Annotated in this window: 23 protein-coding genes; 17 read left to right on the forward strand and 6 right to left on the reverse strand. The window is 69.3% G+C overall.

The genetic code is table 11. The features are described from left to right. The 3 genes from ACWFR4_RS20220 to ACWFR4_RS20230 all read left to right on the forward strand — a co-directional run. Window positions 1-101, forward strand: a 101-nt coding sequence (locus tag ACWFR4_RS20220; protein ID WP_453654022.1) for a potassium-transporting ATPase subunit C, incomplete at its 5' end; no start/stop codon positions are given. A 133-nt stretch (window positions 102-234) separates the two neighbouring features. Beyond that, window positions 235-918, forward strand: coding sequence for a response regulator (locus ACWFR4_RS20225; protein WP_453460274.1), 684 nt, complete (start codon window positions 235-237; stop codon window positions 916-918). A gap of 133 nt (window positions 919-1,051) precedes the next feature. Beyond that, a complete protein-coding gene (locus ACWFR4_RS20230) occupies window positions 1,052-3,592 on the forward strand; it encodes a DUF4118 domain-containing protein (protein ID WP_453460272.1) in 2,541 nt (846 codons plus the stop codon). A 41-nt stretch (window positions 3,593-3,633) separates the two neighbouring features. Here ACWFR4_RS20230 and ACWFR4_RS20235 read toward each other — a convergent pair whose 3' ends face one another. Then, window positions 3,634-4,191: a universal stress protein gene (locus ACWFR4_RS20235; RefSeq protein ID WP_453653748.1), complete on the reverse strand. Its 558-nt coding sequence runs from the start codon at window positions 4,189-4,191 to the stop codon at window positions 3,634-3,636. Window positions 4,192-4,520: 329 nt separating this feature from the next. Between ACWFR4_RS20235 and ACWFR4_RS20240 the strand changes: the two genes are divergently transcribed. After that, on the forward strand, window positions 4,521-4,949 hold the full coding sequence (locus ACWFR4_RS20240) for an SAV_915 family protein (protein ID WP_453653750.1): 429 nt from the start codon (window positions 4,521-4,523) through the stop codon (window positions 4,947-4,949). 14 nt (window positions 4,950-4,963) lie between these two features. After that, entirely contained in the window at window positions 4,964-6,301 is a 1,338-nt protein-coding gene (gene lysA, locus ACWFR4_RS20245) for a diaminopimelate decarboxylase (RefSeq protein ID WP_453469518.1), read from the forward strand. A gap of 116 nt (window positions 6,302-6,417) precedes the next feature. Here lysA and ACWFR4_RS20250 read toward each other — a convergent pair whose 3' ends face one another. Then, window positions 6,418-7,068, reverse strand: coding sequence for a TetR/AcrR family transcriptional regulator C-terminal domain-containing protein (locus tag ACWFR4_RS20250; protein WP_453653753.1), 651 nt, complete (start codon window positions 7,066-7,068; stop codon window positions 6,418-6,420). A 69-nt stretch (window positions 7,069-7,137) separates the two neighbouring features. Between ACWFR4_RS20250 and ACWFR4_RS20255 the strand changes: the two genes are divergently transcribed. Beyond that, on the forward strand, window positions 7,138-8,583 hold the full coding sequence (locus tag ACWFR4_RS20255; RefSeq protein WP_453459640.1) for an FAD-dependent oxidoreductase: 1,446 nt from the start codon (window positions 7,138-7,140) through the stop codon (window positions 8,581-8,583). Here ACWFR4_RS20255 and ACWFR4_RS20260 read toward each other — a convergent pair. The 3 genes from ACWFR4_RS20260 to ACWFR4_RS20270 form a co-directional block, all read right to left on the reverse strand. Then, complete coding sequence (locus ACWFR4_RS20260; protein WP_453459637.1) at window positions 8,556-9,341, reverse strand: SAM-dependent methyltransferase; 786 nt, start codon at window positions 9,339-9,341, stop codon at window positions 8,556-8,558. The genes ACWFR4_RS20255 and ACWFR4_RS20260 overlap by 28 nt on opposite strands. A 243-nt stretch (window positions 9,342-9,584) precedes the next feature. Beyond that, complete coding sequence (locus tag ACWFR4_RS20265) at window positions 9,585-10,730, reverse strand: S1 family peptidase (protein ID WP_453459635.1); 1,146 nt, start codon at window positions 10,728-10,730, stop codon at window positions 9,585-9,587. Between the two features lie 174 nt (window positions 10,731-10,904). Beyond that, window positions 10,905-11,237: a GH36 C-terminal domain-containing protein gene (locus ACWFR4_RS20270; RefSeq protein WP_453459632.1), complete on the reverse strand. Its 333-nt coding sequence runs from the start codon at window positions 11,235-11,237 to the stop codon at window positions 10,905-10,907. A 65-nt stretch (window positions 11,238-11,302) separates the two neighbouring features. Here ACWFR4_RS20270 and ACWFR4_RS20275 point away from each other — a divergent pair, with 65 nt between their 5' ends. From ACWFR4_RS20275 to ACWFR4_RS20325, 11 genes are all read left to right on the forward strand, one after another. Further along, window positions 11,303-11,437, forward strand: coding sequence for a hypothetical protein (locus ACWFR4_RS20275; protein ID WP_453459629.1), 135 nt, complete (start codon window positions 11,303-11,305; stop codon window positions 11,435-11,437). A gap of 53 nt (window positions 11,438-11,490) precedes the next feature. Further along, window positions 11,491-11,751 (forward strand): hypothetical protein, encoded by a 261-nt coding sequence (locus ACWFR4_RS20280; protein WP_453459626.1) that lies wholly within the window; start codon window positions 11,491-11,493, stop codon window positions 11,749-11,751. Between the two features lie 76 nt (window positions 11,752-11,827). Beyond that, entirely contained in the window at window positions 11,828-12,595 is a 768-nt protein-coding gene (locus ACWFR4_RS20285) for an NPP1 family protein (RefSeq protein ID WP_453459623.1), read from the forward strand. A gap of 154 nt (window positions 12,596-12,749) precedes the next feature. After that, window positions 12,750-12,890 (forward strand): hypothetical protein, encoded by a 141-nt coding sequence (locus tag ACWFR4_RS20290; RefSeq protein ID WP_453459620.1) that lies wholly within the window; start codon window positions 12,750-12,752, stop codon window positions 12,888-12,890. 147 nt (window positions 12,891-13,037) lie between these two features. Continuing rightward, window positions 13,038-13,604, forward strand: a complete 567-nt coding sequence (locus ACWFR4_RS20295) for a glycerol-3-phosphate responsive antiterminator (protein WP_453459617.1) — start codon at window positions 13,038-13,040, stop codon at window positions 13,602-13,604. Window positions 13,605-13,841: 237 nt separating this feature from the next. Continuing rightward, window positions 13,842-15,152 carry an MFS transporter gene (locus ACWFR4_RS20300; protein ID WP_453459614.1) on the forward strand — a complete coding sequence of 437 codons (1,311 nt, stop codon included), beginning with the start codon at window positions 13,842-13,844 and terminating at the stop codon, window positions 15,150-15,152. 117 nt (window positions 15,153-15,269) lie between these two features. Further along, on the forward strand, window positions 15,270-16,046 hold the full coding sequence (locus tag ACWFR4_RS20305; RefSeq protein WP_453459611.1) for an SDR family oxidoreductase: 777 nt from the start codon (window positions 15,270-15,272) through the stop codon (window positions 16,044-16,046). Window positions 16,047-16,116: 70 nt separating this feature from the next. After that, window positions 16,117-17,580 carry an FAD-binding oxidoreductase gene (locus tag ACWFR4_RS20310; RefSeq protein ID WP_453459608.1) on the forward strand — a complete coding sequence of 488 codons (1,464 nt, stop codon included), beginning with the start codon at window positions 16,117-16,119 and terminating at the stop codon, window positions 17,578-17,580. A gap of 70 nt (window positions 17,581-17,650) precedes the next feature. Continuing rightward, window positions 17,651-19,081 (forward strand): FGGY-family carbohydrate kinase, encoded by a 1,431-nt coding sequence (locus ACWFR4_RS20315; protein WP_453653755.1) that lies wholly within the window; start codon window positions 17,651-17,653, stop codon window positions 19,079-19,081. Between the two features lie 117 nt (window positions 19,082-19,198). Then, window positions 19,199-21,085, forward strand: coding sequence for an SMI1/KNR4 family protein (locus ACWFR4_RS20320; RefSeq protein ID WP_453459603.1), 1,887 nt, complete (start codon window positions 19,199-19,201; stop codon window positions 21,083-21,085). Window positions 21,086-21,173: 88 nt separating this feature from the next. After that, window positions 21,174-22,007 carry a hypothetical protein gene (locus ACWFR4_RS20325; RefSeq protein ID WP_453459601.1) on the forward strand — a complete coding sequence of 278 codons (834 nt, stop codon included), beginning with the start codon at window positions 21,174-21,176 and terminating at the stop codon, window positions 22,005-22,007. Window positions 22,008-22,068: 61 nt separating this feature from the next. On the opposite strand, the gene ACWFR4_RS20330 is transcribed toward ACWFR4_RS20325, so the two are convergent. Then, on the reverse strand, window positions 22,069-23,043 hold the full coding sequence (locus ACWFR4_RS20330; RefSeq protein WP_453654024.1) for a phosphotransferase family protein: 975 nt from the start codon (window positions 23,041-23,043) through the stop codon (window positions 22,069-22,071). Window positions 23,044-23,053: the final 10 nt, after the last annotated feature.

Here is a 23,053-nt window from a genome sequence, read left to right on the forward strand (position 1 = left end):
ACGAGCACACCGACGGCCGAACACTCGGCTTCATGGGCGAGCCCCGCGTCAACGTCCTCGAACTCAACATCGCCCTCAAGGAATTGGCCGCGAAGAGCTGATGGCATTACGCGACCCCGGCGGGAGTTGGCGGCCCGGGAGGCATCCCGTAGCCGTCAACTCCCGTTGCCACGAGGCTGGTTGCGCTGTCCCCGGCGTCCACGGCTTCACGTACGACTCGAAAGGCGCACACTCATGACCCGGGTGCTGGTGGTGGAGGACGACCCGCAGCTCGTACGGGCACTCGTGATCAACATGGAGGCACGACGGTACGGAGTGGACGCGGCGCGCGACGGCGCCACGGCCCTCCGGCTGGCGGCCGCTCGCCGGCCCGACGTGGTGCTGCTCGACCTCGGGCTGCCCGACATGGACGGCGTCGACGTCATCAGGGCCCTGCGCGGCTGGACCCGGGTACCGATCCTCGTCCTGTCCGCCCGCCAGGCGTCAGACGAGAAGGTCGCAGCCCTCGACGCCGGCGCCGACGACTACATCACCAAACCGTTCAGCATGGACGAGCTGCTGGCCCGGCTGCGCGCGGCCGCCCGTCGCACGGAGGCCGTGCCGCCGGCCCCGGAGACAGTCCTGGTTGCCACCGAGGAGTTCACCGTCGACCTCGTCGCCAAGAAGGCCACCCGCGCCGGACGCGACATCCGCCTCACCCCGACCGAGTGGCACCTGCTGGAGATCCTGGTCTCTCATCCCGGCCGCCTCATCACCCAGCGGCAGCTGCTCGAAGAGGTGTGGGGCGTCTCCCGGAGCAACAAGACCAACTACCTCCGGGTCTACATGGCCCAGCTGCGGCGCAAGCTGGAGGCCGACCCCTCCCACCCGCGCCACCTCATCACCGAAGCGGGCATGGGCTACCGCTTCGAGAACTGAACGATCACCCCCGCGGTCCCTCCCGGCCGCATAGACGCAAAAACACAGAGAACGCAAAGACGCAAAAGCACAGCGAACGCGAAGACGCAGAGAGCGCAAAGACACAGAGACGAAGAGACGAGAAGACGAGAAGATGGCACGCGGCAAGCTTCGGATCTACCTGGGCGCGGCGCCTGGGGTCGGCAAGACGTACGCGATGCTCTCCGAGGCGCACCGCCGTGTCGAGCGGGGCACCGACTGCGTGGTCGCCTTCGTGGAACACCACAACCGGCCGCGCACCGAGGTCATGCTGCACGGCCTGGAGCAGATCCCGCGGCGGGAGCTGGAGTACCGCGGCAGCGTCTTCACCGAGATGGACGTGGACGCGGTACTCGCCCGTCATCCGCAGGTGGCCCTTGTCGACGAGTTGCCCCACACGAACATCCCCGGCTCACGCAACACCAAGCGCTGGCAGGACGTGGAGGAACTGCTGGCCGCGGGCATCGATGTGATCTCCACGGTCAACATCCAGCACCTGGAGTCGCTCGGCGACGTGGTGGAGTCCATCACCGGCATACGGCAGCAGGAGACGGTCCCGGACGAGGTGGTGCGGCGGGCGGACCAGATCGAGCTGGTCGACATGTCACCGCCGGCGCTGCGCCGCCGTATGGCGCACGGCAACATCTACCAGTCCGACAAGGTCGACGCGGCACTGTCCAACTACTTCCGGCCGGGCAACCTGACCGCGCTGCGCGAACTGGCGCTGCTGTGGGTGGCCGACCGCGTCGACGAGTATCTGACCGAGTACCGCAGAGACCATCAGGTGTCGAAGATCTGGGGCTCGCGCGAGCGGATCGTCGTCGGCCTGACCGGAGGTCCCGAGGGCCGCACATTGATCCGCCGTGCCGCAAGGCTCGCGGAGAAGGGTGCGGGCGGCGAGGTCATGGCCGTCTACATCGCCCGAAGCGACGGGCTGGCCTCCGCCTCGCCAGGGGAACTCGCCCAGCAGCGCACCCTCGTCGAGGATCTCGGCGGCACCTTCCACCATGTCGTCGGGGACGACGTCTCCACGGGCCTCCTCGAGTTCGCGCGCGGGGTGAACGCCACGCAGATCGTCCTCGGAGTGTCCCGCCGCAGGGACTGGCAGTACGTCTTCGGGCCCGGCGTCGGCGCGACGGTGGCCCGTGAGTCGGGGCCCGACCTCGACGTCCATCTGATCACCCACGACGAGGCGGGCAAGGGCCGTGGCCTGCCCGCTGCCAGGGGCGCGCGCCTCGGCGGTCCGAGGATCGTATGGGGCTGGCTCGTCGGTGTGCTCGGCCCCGCGCTCCTCACCGCCCTGCTCACCGGCGTCGCCCCTGAAGTCGGGCTCGCCAACGACATGCTGCTGTTCCTGGCGCTGACGGTGGCCGCGGCCCTGCTCGGTGGCCTGCTGCCGGCACTGGCCTCCGCGGCGGTCGGCTCGCTCCTGCTGAACTGGTTCTTCACCCCTCCCGTCCATGCCCTCACCATCGCCGACCCGAAGAACATCGTCGCCATCGCGATCTTCGTCGGTGTCGCGGTCTCCGTGGCCTCCGTGGTGGACCTCGCCGCCCGCCGTACGCACCAGGCGGCCCGGCTGCGCGCCGAGTCGGAGATCCTCTCCTTCCTCGCGGGCAGCGTGCTGCGCGGCGAGACCAGCGTGGAGGCGTTGTTGGAGCGGGTCCGCGAGACCTTCGGCATGGAGTCGGTGGCCCTGTTGGAGCGAGAGAGCGAGGTGGCTCCGTGGACCTGCGCGGGACATGTGGGCGGGGGAGCGCCGATGGCGCGGCCGGAGGACGCGGACGTCGACATGCCTGTCGGTGACCACATGTCCCTCGCGCTGTCCGGTCGCGTGCTGCCCGCCTCCGACCAGCGGGTGCTGGCCGCCTTCGCCGCCCAGGCCGTCGTCGTCCTGGACCGCAGACGCCTTCAGCAAGAGGCCGGCCGGGCCAAGGAGTTGGCCGAGGGCAACCGCATCCGCACCGCGCTGCTCGCCGCTGTCAGTCACGATCTGCGCACGCCGCTCGCGGGCATCAAGGCGTCGGTCTCGTCCCTGCGGTCGGAGGATGTCGAGTGGTCCGACGAGGACCGGGCGGAGCTTCTGGAGGCGATCGAGGACGGCGCCGACCGGCTCGACCTCCTGGTGGGCAACCTGCTGGACATGTCCCGGCTGCAGACCGGTACCGTCAGCCCGCTGATCCGTGAGATCGATGTCGACGAGGTGGTCCCGATGGCCTTGGGCGGCGTGCCCGAGGACAGCGTGGAACTGGACATCCCCGAGACGCTTCCCATGGTGTACGTGGACAAGGGGCTGATGGAGCGGTCGGTCGCCAACCTCGTGGAGAACGCGGTCAAGTACAGCCCGGTGGGTACGCCGGTACTGGTGTCCGCGAGCGCCATCGCCGACCGTGTCGAAGTCCGGGTGATCGACCGCGGGCCGGGTGTCCCCGACGAGGCGAAGGAGCGCATCTTCGAGCCGTTCCAGCGTTACGGCGACGCCCCGCGCGGCGCCGGTGTCGGCCTGGGCCTCGCGGTCGCGCGCGGCTTCGCCGAGGCCATGGGCGGCACCCTCGACGCCGAGGACACCCCCGGTGGCGGACTCACCATGGTGCTCGGTGTGCGGATGGCGCCGGCGCAGCAGCCCGAGCAGTCCGACCTCTCGGTCACGGCCTAGAGAGGCAACGCTCTTCCGGAGTCAGGTCCGTCGGCCGGGGTTCAGGTCTCGGGCCGTACGGACTCGTGGGCCAAGTGCCGTGCGTCCAGGCGCAGTCGCCAGGTGTTGCGGCGATGCGCGCTGGTCAGTTCGGCCTCCAGCGGGGACGGCGGCACCGCGAGAACCGGGCAGCCGGCGTGAGCCAGGCAGTAGCGGCTCACGGAGCGGGAGAAAGCGCGGTGGCAGTAACTCCGCCGGCCGGCGCCGACAACCAGGATGTCGTCCTCACCGTCGGCGATCTCCACCAGTGCCCGGCCCGGGGTGCCTCGTGCGACAAGTGCGCTCATCGGCACCCCGGGGCCCGTCCTGCCGAACGCGTCGTCGAGCACGGTGAGCAGGTTCCGGCACGCGATGCGCCGCCAGTCGTCGAGCAGTACGTACGACGAGGAGCGCCGGGCGGCGAGATCCCCGCCCGGCGGTTCCCAGGCCAGGACGGGCCACAGCGCGGCACCGCGGCGCCGGGCCTCGACGGCGGCCCGGCACAGAGCGGTGAGGCTGCCGAGGGAGCCACTCACCCCCACCACGACGCGAGCGGCTGTGGGGGTGCCGGAACCAGACATGACTCCACCGTTCTTCTTCGCGCGCGCCCATGGGTTGTTTCCCGCGGGCAGTCCTGAGGGGCCGGTTCCATCTCACTCCTGGTCCGGGGCCTTCGGACAGCCCGAACGCCACTTCTTGGCGCTCCTCTGACGGGTGTCCCCACCGTCGATCGCTCCTCGTGTCAGCGTCCCGTATGCGTCGGCCCGATCACCGTCAGCGTCCCGTTATGAGGTGTCGGCGAGCGGGGGTGGGCGGGCATAGCTTCAGCGGTGAAACCCGGGTAGCCGTCGGCGTCCCGGGCTCTCGAACCCCGCATGTGAATCACCCCGGATCCTCCAGGAGGCATCCCATGTCACGACCCTCGTACCCCGAAGACCCGGAGCCCCTTGATCGGTTCCCGGCCGGACCGTTGTTTGTTCCGGTCCGGCCGGGACCGGCAGGATGCGCGGCCCGGCTCTTCCGTACCCCCCTCGGCGACCGCACGGCCGTCGGCTTCACCTCGGAGCGGAAGCTGACCGCGACGCTCGGGTCCGAGCAGGCGTGGATCAGGCTCGCCGAGCCCGCGCTGCGTGCGCTGGCGGCGCCGCTGGGAGTCACCACTGTCACCGTGGACCCCCAGTTCTCGGCGCTGGCTCCCGCGCCCGCCAGGCCCGTCGCCCCCGTGCCGGACGGGGTCTCCCGTTCACGCGTGAGCACATGGGATCCGCAGGCCGTCGGGGCACTGCGGGTGACCGGCGCCGCCGCGCTCGTCTCGGCGCTCGCTCTGTGGATCGGTTGAGAGGGAAACGCACGATGACCACTGTTCACGAACCCGCAGTCACCACCGCCACCGCCGACGAGTTGTCGGTGTGGCCCGCCTCCACCACCGAGCCCCACCCGGGCGACCTGACCGTCGGCGGCGTACCGCTGGCCGGGGTCGCCGACCGCTTCGGCACCCCCGCCTATGTACTCGACGAGGGCGAGGTACGCGAGCGCTGCCGCACCTACCGGAACGCCTTCCCGGACGCCGAAGTCCTGTACGCGGCCAAGGCGTTCCTGTGCCGGGCCATGGCCCACTGGGTGGACGACGAGGGTCTCGGGCTCGACGTCTGCTCGGCCGGTGAGCTGGAACTCGCGGTCACCACCGGGTTTCCGCCCGAGAGGATAGTGCTGCACGGCAACGCCAAGTCCCCGCACGACCTGGAGTCCGCGCTGCGCCTGGGCGTCGGGCGCATCGTGATCGACAGCCCCTCCGAGATCGCCCGGCTGGCCGCCGCGGTCGGTCCCGACGGACACCAGAAGGTCATGGTCCGCGTCGTGCCCGCGATCAGCGCCGGTGGCCACGAGAAGATCCGCACCGGCACCGACGACCAGAAGTTCGGTCTGTCGATCTCCGACGGCTACGCCCAGCACGCCATCGCCCGCATACTGGACCAGCCGCAGCTCGAACTCACCGGCCTGCACTGCCACTTGGGCTCGCAGATCACCAGCGTCAAGCCGTATCTGGCGGCTGTGCGGCGCATGGTGGGGCTGATGGCCCGGCTGCACGAGCAGCACGGCATCGCCCTGCCGGAACTCGACCTGGGCGGCGGACATGGAATCGCCTACCGGCCTGGTGAACAGGCCATGGACCTCACCACCTTGGCCCGCAAGGTGCGAGCGGAGCTCATCGGGGCGTGCGCGGCGGCCGGACTCGATGTGCCCCGCCTGGTCATCGAACCGGGGCGCGCGATCGCCGGACCGGCCGGTATCGCCCTCTATCGTGTACTCGCCGTCAAGCGCACCGGTGCGCACACCTTCGTGGCCGTGGACGGCGGCATGAGCGACAACCCTCGGCCGGCGCTGTACGGCGTGCGCTACGCACCCCGCCTGATCGGCCGTCACAGCACCGCGGACCGGACCGCGATGACCGTGGTGGGCCGCCACTGCGAGGCCGGAGACGTCCTGGCCACCGACGTCGAACTCCCCGCCGACGTACACCCCGGAGACCTGCTCGCGGTGCCCGTGGCCGGCGCCTACCACCTGTCCATGGCGTCCGGCTACAACCTGGTCGGCCGCCCGCCGGTGGTCGCCGTGGACGGCGGACGCGCCCGCCTTCTGGTCCGCCGGGAGTCCCTCGACGACATCCGCAGCCGCGACGTGGGGCTGTAGACGCCGGCCCTCCTGTACAGCCTCCGGTCGAGTGACGGCCCGGCCCTCGGCCGGAGGCTCCCAGCCACCCCTGCCTCCCGCGGGCCGCGAAGCCTTCGCCACCACCGCGGAATGGCTCAGCCCATCCCGTAGCGCGCCTCGATCCCCGCGATCACCAGGGCGAGACCGTCCTCGAAGTGCTGCTCGTAGTCCTCGAAGATCTCCGCGCCCGCCGCGGCCGACAGGGGGAAGTCGGCCATCCGGCGGGCGCGTTCGTCGATGTCGTACCCCTCGCGGCGCTCGCCCGGCAAGGGCTGGACGCCCTGCTCCTCGGTGACGAAACCGAGGGTGTACATGTACGCGGTCGTGGTGGCCCGCACCGCCTGGGTGAGCGTGAACCCGGCGTCGGTGAACAGACGCAGCGTCCGCTCCATCTCGACCGCGTGCAGCGTGCCGGTGAAGCGTGAGCCGCTGAAGACCTTGGCGCCGTCGCGGTGACTCAGGAGCGCGGTGCGCAGTCCACGGTTGGACGTCAGCAGGCGCTCCCGCCAGGTGGCGTCAGGAGTGAGCGGGTCGGCTGCCGTCATGCGGCGGTACATCTCCGTCGCCATCTCGTCCAGCAGTTCCTGCTTGTTCTTGAAGTGCCAGTAGAGCGCGGGCGCCTGGACGTTCAGTTCCTTGGCGATGGCGCGGAGCGTGAGGCCGTCGAGGCCGACGTCGTTGAGCAGGCGCAGCGCAGTGTCGACGACCTGCGTCTTGTCCAGCTTGGGGGATCTCGGGGTAGCCACACTTGACAGTTTAACGCCGTTAAGCGCATGCTGCGAAGCATGGAACTTAACGGCGTTAAGGGGTTGGTCATGGGCACCAGTACAGACGCGATCACGCACACCGAGGTCCTCGTCGTCGGCGCCGGACCGACCGGCCTCGCCCTCGCTGTCGACCTCGCCCGGCGCGGGGTCGACGCCCTCGTCGTCGAGCGCGCCGACGCGCTCTTCCCCGGGTCACGCGGCAAGGGGATCCAGCCGCGCACCAGGGAGGTCTTCCACGATCTCGGCGTGCTGGACGCGATCCACGCCGCCGGTGGCCCCTACCCCGTCGGCATGATCTGGCAGGACGGCACGCGGGCCGGCGAGCACAGGATGTACGACCCGGCGGAGGCGAGCGACGACTCCCCGTACGCCGATCCGTGGATGGTGCCGCAGTGGCGCACGCAGCAGATCCTGTTCGAGCGGCTCACGGAACTCGGCGGCCGGGTGGAGTTCGGCCGTGAGCTGGTGGCGGTCGAACACGACGCGGACACGGTGACCGCGCACTTCGCTGACGGAGACCCGGTCCGCGCGCGGTACGCCGTCGCGGCCGACGGCGGCCGCTCGACCGTGCGCCGCGCGCTGGGCATCGGCATGACAGGCGAGACCGTCGACCCGCATCCGATGCTCGTGGCGGACGTGCGCATCACCGGCCTCGACCGCGACAACTGGCATGTGTTCCCGCCCCGCGAGGGGGGCGACGGCTTCCTCGCGATCTGCCCGCTCGCCGGCGTCGAGGACTTCCAGGTGACCGCGCAGTTCCCCGAGGGAACGGTGCCCGACCTCTCCCTCGACGGCATCCGCAAGGTGGTCGCCGCGCGCTCCCATCTGGCCCCCGAGGACGTGACCGAAGTGCGCTGGGCCTCGGACTTCCGGCCCCGGGCCGCGCTGGCCGACCGCTTCCGCGCGGGGCGCGTCCTCCTGGCCGGGGACGCCGCGCACGTCCACTCGCCGGCCGGTGGCCAGGGGCTGAACACCAGCGTCCAGGACGCGTACAACCTGGGGTGGAAGCTGGGCGCGGTGCTGCGCGACGGCGTCCCGGACTCTCTCGTCGAGACGTACGAGGAGGAGCGGCGTCCCGTCGCCGCGCACATGCTCGGCATCTCGACGGGCGTGCACCGCGGAGAGATCCGCCGCGGCGAGGCGACCCGCCAACTGGGCCTGGGCTACCGCGAATCGTCCCTCGCCGTCGACGCCCGCTCCGCTGCGGGCCCGGTACGCGCGGGAGACCGGGCGCCGGACGGAACGCTGGACGGCGGCCGGCTCTTCGACACCTTCCGCGGCCCGCACTGGACGCTGCTCACGGTGGGCACGGACGCCGAACTCCCCGTGCTCGGCGTCCCCACCGCCCGCATCCCCGCCTGCGAGGCGTACGGCACGGGCGTGTACCTGGTCCGGCCCGACGGCTACGTCGGGTGGGCGGGCGACACGGCCGACGGCCTCGCGGAGTACGCGCGGGGGATGGGCCTTCAGGGCACGCGAGCGACCCCGACGTAGAAGCCGCTCAGCTCCTCCTCGGGTGCGGGTGTGTCCTTGTACCACTCGGTCGCCGTGACCAGTCCCGGCTCGACCAGCTCCAGGCCCTCGAAGAACGGCTCGACCTCGGCCCGCGTACGCATCCGCAGCGGGATCGCGCCCTGCCGGTACGTGTTCTTCACCGTCTTCGCGAGGTGCGGGTGCTCATCGGTGGTGCCGTGGGAGAACACGAAGTAACTGCCCGAGGGCAGGGTGTCGATGAGGGTCCGCGCGAGACCGTACGGGTCCTCCTCATCGGTGATGAAGTGCATCAGGGCGAGCATCGACAGCGCGAGGGGCCGGGTGAAGTCCAGGAACGTACGGGCGTGGTCGAGGATGACCTTGGGCTGACGGACGTCTGCCTCGATGTAGTCGGTCGCCCCCTCCGGAGCACTGACCAGCAGCGCCTCCGCGTGCCGCAGAACGATGGGGTCGTTGTCGGTGTACGCGACCCGCGCCGACGGCACGATGCCCTGCACGATCTGGTGCAGGTTCGGCTTTGTCGGTATGCCCGTGCCGACGTCGAGGAACTGGTCGATGCCGTTGCCCGCCAGCCAGGCCGCCGCACGGTGCATGAACGCGCGGTTGCGCTGGGCACTGAGGCGCGACTCCGGCGGCAGCTTCTCCCCGACTTCCTGATCGACCGGATAGTTGTCCTTGCCGCCCAGCAGCCAGTCGTAGACACGCGCCGGGTGAGCCCTGCTCGTGTCGATGCGGCTTCCGGAGGACTGTGCCGTCATGCGTGACTCCAGCGTGTACTAGATCGCTGACCGACTCACCGGGACCGCTGCGCGCACCCTGGGTCAGGCCGGGAAGGACCTCGCGATTATGTCACTGGCCACGTCTTCGCGCAGAGCCGTCGGTGAACGGTGCTGGGGCCATCTCGCTTACGGTGACCGTGAGTTGGGGGAAAAATGCCGGGGACTCGGTACGGCGGGCGGCGCCTCCGACGCCGTACCGAGCCCGGCTCCTCAGTGCGGTGGTCAGGCCGTGGTCAGCGTCAGACCGTACCGGTTGAGGATCTCGTTGATCGGCTGGTACCAGGTCTCACCGCCGCCGGAGCAGTCGCCCCAGCCGCCCGAGGTGACACCCTGGGCCTGGTCGCCGCTGATGAACGAGCCGCCCGAGTCGCCCGGTTCGGCGCACACGTTCGTCTTGGTCATCTCGTGCACCGCGCCCTGGCTGTAGTTCACGGTCTCGTTCTTGGCCAGCACATTGCCGCAGTGCCAGTGCGAGGTGGAGCCCGAACGGCAGATGGACGCGCCGATCGGCGCCTCGGCCGAGCCGCGCACCAACTGGTCCGGGACGGTGCCCCAGCCGAGGACCACGGGGACGGTCCACCAGCCGCTGCCGACGTTGACCCAGGCGTAGTCGTTGTCCGGGAACGACGACCCCTGGAAATTGCCGATGTACGAACCGTCCCAGCCGTTCACGGCGGCGCCGGCGCCGCTGCAGTGACCGGCCGTGACGAATCCGCCGTTCACCGAGAAGCCGATCGAGCAGCGGACGTTGCCCGTGTAGTAGGGATCCCCTCCGACCGTGCCGGCGGCGAGGGTGCGGGGCGCGTGGGCCGTCTTCTCGACGGTGACGGGGCCGGCCTCGCGGGCCTGCGCGAGGAAGTGCTTGACATCGTTGTCGCCCTGCCGTCCGGCCAGGGTCTCGATCACGATCCGGTTGGACGCCGGATCGACGTGCCAACTTGCCACGCCCTTCGGTGCCTTGAGGGCGTCGATGCGTTCCTTGGTCGCGTCGAGCTGCTTGGCGCTGTACTTCACCAGCTTGGCCTCGGCGCCCGTCGACCGGACGGCCGCAGCCTTGTTCCGGTCGGTGACGGCCACGGTCAGGCGGCCGCTCAGCGGTGTGAACCAGGCGCCGCCGTAGGACGATCCGGCGGCTCGCCGTGCCTTTCCCTCGACGGCCGTGGCCTTCTTCTCCGCCCTCAGCCGAGCCTCGGCCTGGCTCTTGGTGAGGCCGAAGTCGCGCTGCATGGCGGCGAGCATGGACCCGGAGGCCGGTGCCTTCTCGTCCGCGGGGGTGGCGGCACCGGCCGAGGCCGGTACGAACCCGGCAGACACTCCGGCGACGAGTAATGCGGACAGGGCGATGCGCAGGGGTTTCGTGCGTCTCATGGGGTTGGCCCTTCGTTGTTCCAGCATCGTGGGGGTGGAACAGCAAAGCCTGGGAGCGCTCCCAGGAAATGCCCGATGGGGAGCATATCGAAGGATCATGGACAGGTCCATGCCAATGTGTTGGCGATGTGCTTGGGGTGTGACGCGTACTGGCTCCGGTCCGGTGCGGGTGCCTCAGACCTCCGTCCCGCGGATCAAGCGCACGGCTGCGCTGGACCAGTCGCCGGGCGGCAGATCGAGGTGCGTTCCGTACTCGGTGAGTACGGCGGCATGGTTCACGGCGCCGGTGCGTGCGTCGGGGTAGCGGGCCTTAGGGGTCAATCCCCACAAATACGCGGGTAGTTGTGGACTTCCATGACCGGAGGTGCGCCGCCATGCGAGCAGCAGGGTCTCCGTGGCGTCCGGCGCGCTGTACTGCACCACCGAGGGGGTGCCGCCAGAGGGCGGCGACAGGCGGTCCAGCCTGCCGTGCTGCACGAGACGGCGCACGTTCTTGTACTCGGCCACCAGCGCGGCCGCCTCCCGCAGTTCGTCCTCGGGCCGCGTGGTCCAAGTCCGGTTCGGTCACCGGCATGGGCGCGTGCAGAGGCCTCGTCGTCGATCTGCGCCGGCGGCACGGCAGGCCCGCGGAGGCCAGGATCCGCAGCGTCGGCGGGTGCACCACCACGGTGTCGTACGGCGGGACGTCCCGGGAGGTCAGCCTGTAGCCGGGCGAGGCCACGGTCCCCGGGGGGTTCGGCCGGTGAGGGGTCAATTGGTCATGCGTAGTACGTCAGTTGGCCTGTGGCGTCGCCTCTCCGCCATCGCCGTCACGCTACTGATCGCCACTGCCTGGGCACCCGTGGCCGAGTCCGCCACCGCCCGTGCGGGCCCCTCGGGAGCCCGGCGCGATGTGATCACCTGGACCGCGAGTGCCGACCGTATGGGCGACGCGGTCAACGTCAAGGGCCTGACGGCCTGTTGGCGGCAGCACCGACTTTTCATCACTGCGCCACGCAGCCGGGTGCCGCTGGGCAACTGAAGCGCAGACAATGACGCGGGCATGCCAGATTCGTTCGCGCCTGTCCACACCCCCCACGGTTCATCAGGAGGACGCAGTGAAGAAGAGCTCGCGGATCCGCAGAGCGGCACTCACCCTCGGCAGCGCCGTCGCGCTGGTCATAGTTTTCCCGGGCATCGCGCTCGCGGACCCGCCCCCGGCGCTGCCCGCCAACGCGGACGGTCTGGAGCAGACGTTCCAGCCGGCCTACGACTACGACGGTGACGGCTGCTACCCGACGCCCGCCATCGGCCCGGACGGCACCATCAACCCCGGCCTCAACCCGTCCGGGGCCGTCAACGGCCAGTGCCACGACTCCTGGGACCTCGACAGCACCAACGGATACGCCCGCTCCAAGTGCAACAACGGCTGGTGCGCCATCATGTACGGCCTGTACTTCGAGAAGGACCAGGCGGTCGCGGGCAGCGGCCTCGGCGGGCACCGCAACGACTGGGAGCACGTCGTGGTGTGGGTGCAGAACAATGAGGCCAAGTACGTCTCCACCTCGGCCCACGGCAACTTCGACGTGTACAGCAGTGACCAGATCCGCTGGGACGGAACCCACCCCAAGGCCGTCTACCACAAGGACGGCCTGGGCACACACTGCTTCCGCCCCGCCACCGCCAACGACGAGCCGCCGGAGAACCACCGTCACACCTGGCAGTTCCCGAGCCTCGTCGGCTGGAACGGCTACCCCTCGGGCCTGCGGGAGAAGCTGAGCCAGGCCGACTTCGGCAGCGCCGTCTTCGGCCTCAAGGACGGCAACTTCAACTACCACCTCGAGAAGGCCAAGCCGGCAGGCATACCCTTCGACCCCAACGCCTGAGCGGGCAGCATCGCCCGAGCGCGCAGCTGAAAAGGTTTGGGCGGGATGCCTGCCGGTCGGTAGCGTCCCGCCCAGGCCGCGGCAGATCACCCTCCCGATCGAGTTCGCGCTCCGGTGGGACGACGAGCACATCCCGCGCGAGTCCGGTCCGGCGTTGTTCGACGCCTTCGCCTCGAAGGACAAGACGCTGCGCGCCGACGCGGGCCGGCGCGAGGAACTTCCCAGCTTCGAGGCCGACAGCGCGGTCCACTTCTTCGTCCGGCATCTCGGCGGGGTGGCCACAGCGCCGTCGTGACCTGATCCGACCTGACGGCTGCGGCGTCCGGGTGCCGCAGCCCGCCGGTGGATCATCGGCGGGTGGCGGCTCCCGGCGGATGGAAGTTACCCTGCGCTGCGGCGCTGATCGGCGGAGATTGGTCGCCGATCCCATGGGAGGTCATTCGTGGACGTGTCACTTCCGGTCCTCCTCGAGGACCACCCGGTCGTCGCCAGCGTCATAGACGACGACGGGCTTCACGCCGTCATGGACTCCGAGTGCAAGGTCGTCTTCCTGCTGTACGGGTCCCTGTTGAACCTCCCTGCGATCGTGCAGCAGCTCAAGGACAGGGGCAAGGTGGTCCTGGTCAATGTGGACCTGCTCGAAGGGTTCAGCGGCAAGGACATCGTGGTGCAGTACGTGAAGGAGCACACCTCCGCCGACGGGGTGCTCAGCTCCAAGGCGCACATGGTGCGCGCCGCCCGCGAGGTCGGCCTGTTCGCCGTCCACCGGTTCTTCCTCATCGACTCGAAGTCGTACCGCAACCTCGCGCCGCAGGTTCGCCAGTCCAAGGCCGACTGCGTGGAAATCCTGCCGGGCTGTATGCCGCGGGTCATCTCCTGGGCCGTCCAGGACATCGACGTGCCCCTCATCGCGGGCGGGCTCGTGTGCGACCGCGAGGATGTGTTCGCGGCGCTGAAGGCAGGGGCCGCGGCCATCGCCTCGTCGAATCGTGACGTCTGGGCCATGTAGACGTCACGGCCGTCCAAGGGAATGTGTCACAGGACTCTATTGACACTTTCGAGCGGCCCTGCCTAGCATGGCGAACGCACCCGGAGTTCATGTCATGGCCACGGGCGCGACAATCAAATAAAGGTTCCGGCCTCGCGCCGGGACAGTTACTAGAGACCAGAGAACAGTAACCTCCGAACATCGGAGTTTGCTGTTCTTTTTTTGTGCCCATTTCCTGTCCACGACGAGGTGGCTGCGATGATCCGGATGAACAAGGCCCAGAAGTGGCTGAGCTTCTTCGCGCTCTCCATGACCGGCGGAATCATTTTCCAGGTCGCCTACATCAGGTTCGTGTACCTCGAACCTACCTATACGGCGCTGAATCTCAGCTCGCAGCAGTACGGAAACATCGTCTCGGCATTCGGCGCCGTGGCCATCGTCATGTATTTCTTCGGCGGCTGGTTCTCCGACAAGTTCTCGCCAAAACTCCTCATCGTGATTTCGCTCGTCGGAATGGGAATCGCCGACCTCTATCTCGCCACCGTTCCCGGATTCTGGGGAATCGTGGCGGCGCACATCCTGATGGCCGTCGTCGGCATGGGTCTGTACTGGTCGGCGCTGGTGAAGTCGATCAGCATGCTCGGCGACTCCGGCGAGCAGGGCCGGCTCTTCGGCTTCCTCGAAGGCACCCGCGGCATCGTCTCGACGGCCATCGGCTTCATCGGCACCGCGATCGTCTCCGCCTCCGTCGTGCCCGCGCACGGCGTCCTCACGCTGATCCGGATCTACGGCGTGCTGAGCTTCGTGTTCGCCGCCGTCGTGTTGCTCGTCGTACGCGAGGACAAGACGAGGCTCGCCGGGCTCGGTTCGGCGACCGTCACCCTCAAGCAGCTCCTCGCGGCGGCCCGCAACCGGTACACCTGGCTCATCGGCGGCACGGCCATGCTGATGTACTGCTTCTACACGACGCTCGGCTACTTCTCGCCGCTGCTCCAGGACAACTACGGCGTCTCCGCCTCCATGATCGCCGTCATCGGCGTCGTGCGGTCCTACGTCTTCCAGTTCGTCGCCGGACCCGCGGGCGGCGTCGTCGTGGACAAGGTGACGCGCTCGTCCGCGGTGTTCCTGCGCTGGATGTTCGCCGGCGGCGCCGTGCTCGCCGCACTCTTCCTCGTACTGCCGCGCACCGCCTCGCTGGCCTGGCTCGCGCTGGTCATGATGTTCGTCCTGTGCGCACTGGTCTTCGCCTCGCGCGGCGTCTACTGGTCCACGGTCGGCGAAGTGGAGATCCCTGAGCAGGAGCGCGGGGGCGTCATCGGCCTCGCCTCCGGCCTCGCGTATCTGCCGGACGCGTTCCTGCCGTCCCTGTGCGCCTGGTGGATCGGTGACGCCTCGGCGAGCCCGAAGGTGCCCGAACAGGGCGGCGGCTACAGCGCGCTGTTCGTCTTCCTGCTCGTGGCCGCACTGCTCGGCCTGGTGATGACGACACTCACCGCCCGCACCCGCCGGCGCGAACTGGCCGCCCGCCGCAGGCCCCCCGTCAGTGACCGCGTCCTGGCAGGGGTGTGATCGCCGGGTCCTTCGGGTCACCGCCCCGAGCGCGTAGAACGTATCCATACAGAGATTTACAAAGATGTACAAAGACCAAAAAGAGTCACGAAGAGTAAGAAGATCGGCAGGCATCACATGGACATCACGGACTTCTCCCGGGACTTCTTCTCCCTCGACGGGAAGAACGCGATCGTCACCGGCGGCAACACCGGCCTCGGTCAGGCGTTCTCCCTCGCCCTCGCCAAGGCGGGCGCCAACGTCCTCGTCCCGGCGCTCGCCGACGACGGCGGCGAGACGCGCAAGCTGATCGAGGCCGAGGGCCGGCGTATGGAGTTCCTCGAGGCCGACATCACCGGGGCTGGCGTGGCCCGGCAGGTCGTCGAGCACTGTGCGGACACCCTCGGGTCGGTCGACATCCTGGTGAACTCGGCGGGCATCTGCAATCTCGCCTCCGTCGAGGAGTTCGACCGCCGCGCGTGGGACCCGATGCTGGCCGTGAACCTCACAGCGCCCTTCGAACTCGCCCACGAGGCAACGAAGTTCATGATCCCGCAGCGCTCCGGGAAGATCATCAACATCGCTTCCCTGTTCTCCTTCCTGGGCGGGCAGATGTCTCCCGCGTACGCCGCCACCAAGCACGGCATCGTCGGCTTCACCAAGGCGTACTGCGACGAACTCGCCCAGCACAACATCCAGGTCAACGCGATCGCCCCGGGCTACTTCGCCACCAGGATCACCGAGGCCACGCGTGCCGACCCGCAGACCAACCAGCGCGTCCTCGACCACATCCCGGCCGGCCGCTGGGGTGATGTCGCCGACCTCATGGGCGCCACCGTCTTCCTCGCCAGCCGCGCCGCCGACTACGTCAACGGCCATGTCCTGACCGTCGACGGCGGCTATCTCGTCCGCTGACCCCGACCCGACACCCACTTCTCCCTCACCCCCACACGTACACACACACGTACAAAGAAGGTTGATCCACATGGTGCAGTCCGCATCGAAGCTGAACCGAGAAGAGATCGTCGACCGCCTCACCTCCCTGGTCGGCGCGGGCGCGGTCGTCACCGACGAGCAGCAGCTGCGCGAGGCGAGCGTCGACCGCTTCAAGAAGTACCAGGCGGTGCACGGGATCTACGACGCCCCGCCGCCGGCCGCGATCGTCAACGCCACCAGCGTGGACGACGTGTCCAAGGTGCTCGCGTTCGCCGACGAGAACCGCATCAACATCGTGGCCCGCACCGGCCGCACCGGCACCGAGGGCGGCCTGGAGACGGCCGTCACCGACACGATCGTGCTCGACGGCTCGGGCCTCGACGAGATCATCAAGATCGACGAAGAGAACATGCAGGTCACCGCCGGGTGCGGCGTTCAGCTCCAGGTCCTCGAGGACACGCTGCGCGCCAAGGGCTACACGACCGGGCACTCCCCGCAGTCCAAGCCGCTCGCACAGATGGGCGGGCTCGTCTCGACGCGCTCGATCGGCCAGTTCTCCACCCTGTACGGCGCGATCGAGGACATGGTCGTCGGTCTGGAGGCGGTCTTCCCCGACGGCACCGTCAGCCGGATCAAGAACGTCCCGCGCCGCGCGACCGGCCCGGACATCCGGCACATCGTCATCGGCAACGAGGGCGCCCTGTGCTACATCACCGAGGTCACGGTGAAGATCTTCAAGTACCAGCCGGAGAACAACGAGTTCCACGGATTCCTCGTCGACGACATGGCGACCGGCACCGCCATCATCCGCGAGGTCGTCGTCGGCGGCTTCAAGCCGTCCGTCGTGCGCGTCTACTCGCCCGAGGACGCCGGCCAGCACTTCTCGCACTTCTCGAAGGACAAGTGCGTCGTCGTCTTCGTCGCCGAGGGCCCCAAGGGCATCGTGCGCGCCACCAGCGAGGAGATCGAGCGCGTCGCCGGCCGGCACGCGCACGAGAAGGTCGACCCGAAGCTCATCGAGGCGTGGTTCGACAACCTCAACTGGGGCCCGGACAAGATCGAGGCGGAGAAGGAGGTCATGCGCGCCAAGGCCGAGCTCGGCTACACCACCGAGGTCTCCTGCGACTGGTCGAAGGTCACCGAGCTGTACGGCGCCGTCATGAACCGCATCCGCACCGAGTACCCGCACGCCGACGACCTCACCCTGCTCGGCGCCCACTCCTCGCACAGCTACCAGACGGGTACGAACCTCTACTTCGTCTACGACTACAAGATCAACTGTGAGCCGGAGGAGGAGATCGACAAGTACCACGTGCCGCTCAACGCGATCATCGTCGAGGAGGCGCTGCGCGTCGGCGGTTCGATGGTCCACCACCACGGCGTCGGCAAGTACCGCACCGCGTGGACGAAGCAGGAGCACGGAAGCGCGTACCACATGCTGGCCAAGCTCAAGGAGGCGTTCGACCCGAACGGGATCATGAACAAGGGAACGATCTTCCCGCTCGACGCCTGATCCCCAACTGTCGTACAGGGGGTCGCCGTCGGTCGGCGGCCCCCTCCTCTCTCGCACCCCGGAGTGGGCCATGACTCGCTACTTCATCGGCATCGACAACGGCTCCCAGAGCTCGAAGGTGACCGTTTTCGACGAACACGGCCGGGCCGTCTGCGAGGGACGGCAGAGCCTGCGTCCGTACGCCACCCCGCGCCCCGGCGTCGTGGAACATCCGGACGACGACCTGTGGACGTCGATCGGAGAGGCCAGCCGCCAGGCCATGGCCCGCTTCCCCGGCGACGTGGCCGACATCGTCGGCGTCGGCCTGTGCACGATCCGCTTCTGCCGGGCCGTCCTCAAGGCCGACGGCACACTCGCCCAGCCGGTCATGAGCTGGATGGACGCACGGGTCTCGCGCCCCTACGAACACACCCTCCCCGAAGCGCGCTACGTCACCACGTCCTCCGGCTACATCAGCCACCGCATGACCGGCGTCTTCCAGGACACGGCGGCCAACTACGCGGGCGACTCATGGCCGTTGGACTCCGACACCTGGCAGTGGACGACCGACGACACCGTTCTCGCCAAGTCCGGCATCCCGCGCGAGATGCTCTTCGGCCTGGTGATGCCCGGCGACGTCCTCGGCACGGTGACCGCCGCCGCGGCCCGCCACACCGGCATCCCCGAGGGCCTCCCCGTCGTGGCGACCGCCAATGACAAGGCGGTCGAGGCCCTGGGCTGCGGACTGCGCTCCAGCGACACGCTCCTGGTCTCCCTCGGCACGTACGTGGCCGGCATGACCGTCGGCGACAGGAACGTGCCCGACGCCTCCGACTTCTGGACCAACTACGCCTGCATGCCGCACTCCTACCTCTACGAGAGCTTCGGCGTGCGCCGCGGCATGTGGACGGTCAGCTGGCTGCGGGACCTGCTCGGCGAGGAGGCTGTCGCGGGAGCGCGTGCCGCGGGCCTGTCCGTCGAGGACTACCTGAACGCCGAGGCCGCGAAGGTCCCGCCCGGCTGCGACGGCCTGATGACGGTGCTCGACTGGCTGGCGCCCACCGACGCCCCGTACCGCAAGGGCACCATCCTCGGCTTCGACGGCCGGCAGGGCAGCTTCCACATGTACCGCTCGATCCTCGAGGCGCTCGCCCTGTCCATCCACGCCACCGGCACCCACATGGCCACCGAACTCGGCACCACCTACCGGCACACGGTCATCTCCGGCGGCGGCTCCGGGTCCGACCTGATGATGCAGATCTACGCCGACGTCTTCGGTGTCCCGGCCCACCGCGCCGAGGTCAACAACGCGGCGGGGCTCGGCTCCGCGATCTGCGCGGCGGTCGGACTCGGCGCGTACGAGATGTTCGACGAGGCGATCGACGCGATGGTCCGCCCCGGCGCGGAGTTCACACCCGACCAGGCCAACCACGACGTGTACCGGCGACTCGGCGAGGTGTACCGCGACATCCGTGAACACACGGACGGGATCTACCGACGGTCGTACGACGTCTTCGGCTGACGGCTGCGCTCATCACCCCGGCGTGACGCCCACGGCGGGGCGCGGGTCGTAGCGGACCGTGGGTTCGACGCGTTCGGGCATGACCGACTGTCAGTGGCGGGTGTCACGATGGCGCGTATGGAGATCTTCGAGTGGGGGCCGCTGCTCAAGCGGTGGAGCGAGGAATGGCTGGAAGGGCTGGCCGCGAAGGAGCCTGAGGAGTTCGAGGAGCTGGACGAGGAGCTCGTCCGGGGCCGCTGGCTCGGGTTCGGGCCGGCCGATCCGGCACGGATGACGGCTTTGGAGGAGCGGGTCCGGGCGCTGGGGACAGAAGTGCCGCTGCCGCCGTCCCTCCGCTCCTTCCTTGAGACGACGGACGGCTGGCGCCACGCCGGGGGCTTCGTCTACCTGCTTGCGGGGGCGGACCGCATCGCTCCGTACGGCGATCCGTACGGCCTTCAGGCGATGTACGAGGAGCATCTGGACGAGGACCCGACCGAGGAAGAGGTGCTCAGGGCCGGAATGTGGGGCCGGGCGCTGCAGCTCTCGCTCGACTCGGACATGACGGATGTGCTGCTCGACCCGGGCGATGTGGGTGCCGACGGGGAGTGGGCGGTGTACGTGTACCACGGGTGGGGTGGTGAACTGCCGGACCGGTACGACTCGTTCCGCGCGTTCATGGAGGACATGTACAGGGAGTTCTACCGCCTGGGCGGCGGCCATGCAGGTTTCGAGAACGTGGTGACGCGTGAGCTCGACGCCAAGGTGGAGCAGGCCCGACTCGCTTGTCTGAGAGGCGAGTTGGACGAGGCGCTCGGCGTCCTCGGTGAGGCGGGGGAGCTCGGCAGACCGCGGGCCGGTCTGCTGGCGTCACAGCTTCGGGCGCTGCTCGACGGGCGCGGCTGGGTGCCGGTCGACCCGCGCATGGACGATCCGCTGTACGCGGGCGAGGTGCTGCCCCTGAAGGTGTGCGATCACCTGCGCGAGTACCGGAGGGACGACACCTTCGTGCTCGGCCCGGTGACCGAGGACTACGCGACGGACCGGGAGCGGGCCGGTGCCGTCCTGGAGCAGATCAGGCAGCGCACGTACGAGTACGCGTCGCCCGGTCCGTTCGGGCGCGCGGTCGAGGAGGCCAGGGAGCTGGCGCGCTGGGGCGACACGGACGGCGCCTGGCGGGTACTCGCGGCGGCGGTCCCGCGCTGGGAGCCGTATCGGGAGGACCATGTGGCGCCGTTCGGCCTGCTCGGGGACCCACTGCTCGGGCCACTGATCACATCGGAGCGGGGGCGGCAGCTGCTGATGACACCCCGGGCCGGTCAGGCGGGGGCGATGCCCGCGCCGGTCGCCGTCGAGGGGGAGACGGTGCGCGACGGGCTCGCGTGGCTGACCCATCGGCAACCCAGGGTCGAGCTGCGCAGGGACGCGTACCGGTTCGTACTGGTGGAGGGCATAAGGCCCGAAGTGCTGGCGGAGCGGTTCGGTACGGGCCCGCTGGAGCTGGTGGCGAGCGAGCGGGACTTCTGGGATCTTCCCTTCTCGCGGGAGCGGGAGCGCCGCGGTCCCGTAGCCCGGATCGGCGCCCTCGGCGGCTGGAGCTTCGCCTTCGAATCGGCCCGCCGGCCAGGCTTCGACCGTACCCGTCTGACCCACCCCGGCACCGAGCTGTCGCGCGGCACCCGGGCCCTCACGGTCTGGTGGGAGCCGGGCCTGTTCCACTTCGCCTGTGCCGAGGACGGGGAGCAGCAGTACACGTTCACGGTCCACGAGGCGGAGCGCCACCGGACGGGCACCATCCCCGAGGAGCTCTCGCCCGACCACCTGTTCCCTGACCCGGCCGGACCGGCCACCGACCTCTCGGACGAAAGCCGGGCCCTGGACGCGATAGCGACGACGTTCGGCGTCTCCCTGCCCCAATTCGCCCTCAACCACGGCAGATTGCCGACGCTCCCCACGCACCCGTGGCTCAGGCCGCAGGCACCAGGTGGAACGGAGGCGAGGCTCACGTTCACGCGCCACAGGTAGGCCCCGCCGAGTTCGGTGTGGCGGTGACCCCGGCTCGACGTCGGAATCGGGTTTGTACGGGGTGGTGAGGTCTCGTACGGTCACGAGCATGAACGTCATGGTTGGTGACCCGCGCAGGCTCGGCGTACCCGCGTCCGAGGCGAGACTGCGGATCGACGCTGAGCCGCCGAAGCTGGGGACGGGGCCGGGGCGCAGGGTGCTCGCGGTCGACGGAGAGCCCGCCTTCGAGCTCAGCTTCTGGTGCGGGTCGTGCCAGTTCCTGTTCCGCCGCCTTGAGGGCGCCAATGAGAAGTTGTCGTTGGAGAGCATGCAGGTGCGCCTGGCGGGGCAGCTCCCGGACCTGGACGGCGGTGTGCTCGATGCGTTCGGCGCTCTGCTGCCGGAAGGCGACTACCTCCCCATGCTGCTCAGCGTCGAGCCACACCTGGTCGTCCCGGGACAGGAGGGTGACTACTTCAGCCACGAGCAGGTGGCCACGTGGGGCCTCGACGCGTTCTGGGGGCTCCCGGAGTACCCGCACACGCCGTACTACCGCACGTTCGAGACCGCGGTCGATGACGAAGCCCATCTCTACGAGTTCGTCGTGCCCATGGTGCCCCCGACGTGGAACGACCGGGAGCGGGTCGAGGGGTACGCCGAGCAGATGGAGCGGGGACTGCTGCCGACGGCCGTGGCGGTGTCGACCCTGGATGTGTGCCTGCCCGAGCTGGACCGGTCGACCGACTACTACACGCACTGGGGGCTGACGCACTTCCTGCTGGACGGCCACCACAAGCTGGAGGCGGCGGCTTCCGCAGGGCGCCCCGTGCAGCTCTTGTCGCTCCTCGCGCTGGGCGACTGCCTGGCCGAGGCCGGTGACAAGGACCGGTTGGCAGCTCTGCGTTCTCAGCCTTCCTTGATCCGCGGAACTCGACGGTCTTGAGTGACGCTCGGGCCGCGCTTCGAGCGGGAAGCCTTCGCCCTGGTGCTGTGAACAGGGGCGTTCAGGCGTGGACCAGCTCCAGCGCTTCGTTCAGGTTGTGCTCGGCGATGGCGGCCATGAACGCCCGGTGGGGGAAGTCCCCGTCGAGCAGCCTGAGCGGTCCCGCCGTCAGTGAGAGTCGCTGGGCCAGCATGTAGAGCGCGAGCCGGTCCTCGTCCAGTCCGTCCATCCCCAGTGGCCGGTACGCGTCGTGCAGGCGGATCCGCAGAAACACGTGCTCCCACTCGACGTCGAAGTACATCAAGCCCTCGATGTCGATCGTCACGGGGTTCCCGCCCGCGTCCACGAGCACGTGGTCGGGTCCCAGTTCGCCGTGGACGACCGAGTACTCCGCGCGCGGTCGTACTGCCGCCGCGAGACGCAGCAACCGCTGCTCCAGCCGTTCGCGCGCTTCCGCGATCCGTGGATCACGCGACGCCGCCTCGGTGAGGTCCCGCAGCGCACGGTCCAGGACGACCCCCTCGCACGACGCTCCGCGCGACGTACCTCCCCCGTCGACGACGGCCACCTTGCCGTATGTGGGAGCTCGATGACGCCGCATCGACGCCAGTGCCTCCCCGAGCCGGGCCATGACCTGCTCGGCCGCGCGCGGGTCGCGTGCGAGCAGTTCCTCCAGGTTCTCGCCCTGGAGGTCCTCGACGATCGCGAGGTCGGCCGGACAGTGAGTGCCGTCGCGGTCGACGAGACGGATCGCCGGGACGCGGACGCCGAGCGTGTCCAACCGCGCGTGTGCGGCCTCGAACAGGCCGATCCCGAGACCGGGGGAGAACGGGTCGGTGAGGTCGTCGTCGCCCTCGGCCGCTGGCCAGTAGTTCTCGGTGTCGTCCCACAGATAGGCGATCGCCGTGGTCGCGTCGTCCATCACCAGGCGGTACACGCCCTTCTTGCTCCCACCCGAGACCCGCTCAACCGCCGCCAACCGCCGCCCGCCACCCAGCGCGGCCTTCGCCGCACCCGCCAACTGCTCCCGCGTCACTGCTCTGGGT

The sequence above is a fragment of the Streptomyces sp. NPDC055140 genome (assembly GCF_053607285.1).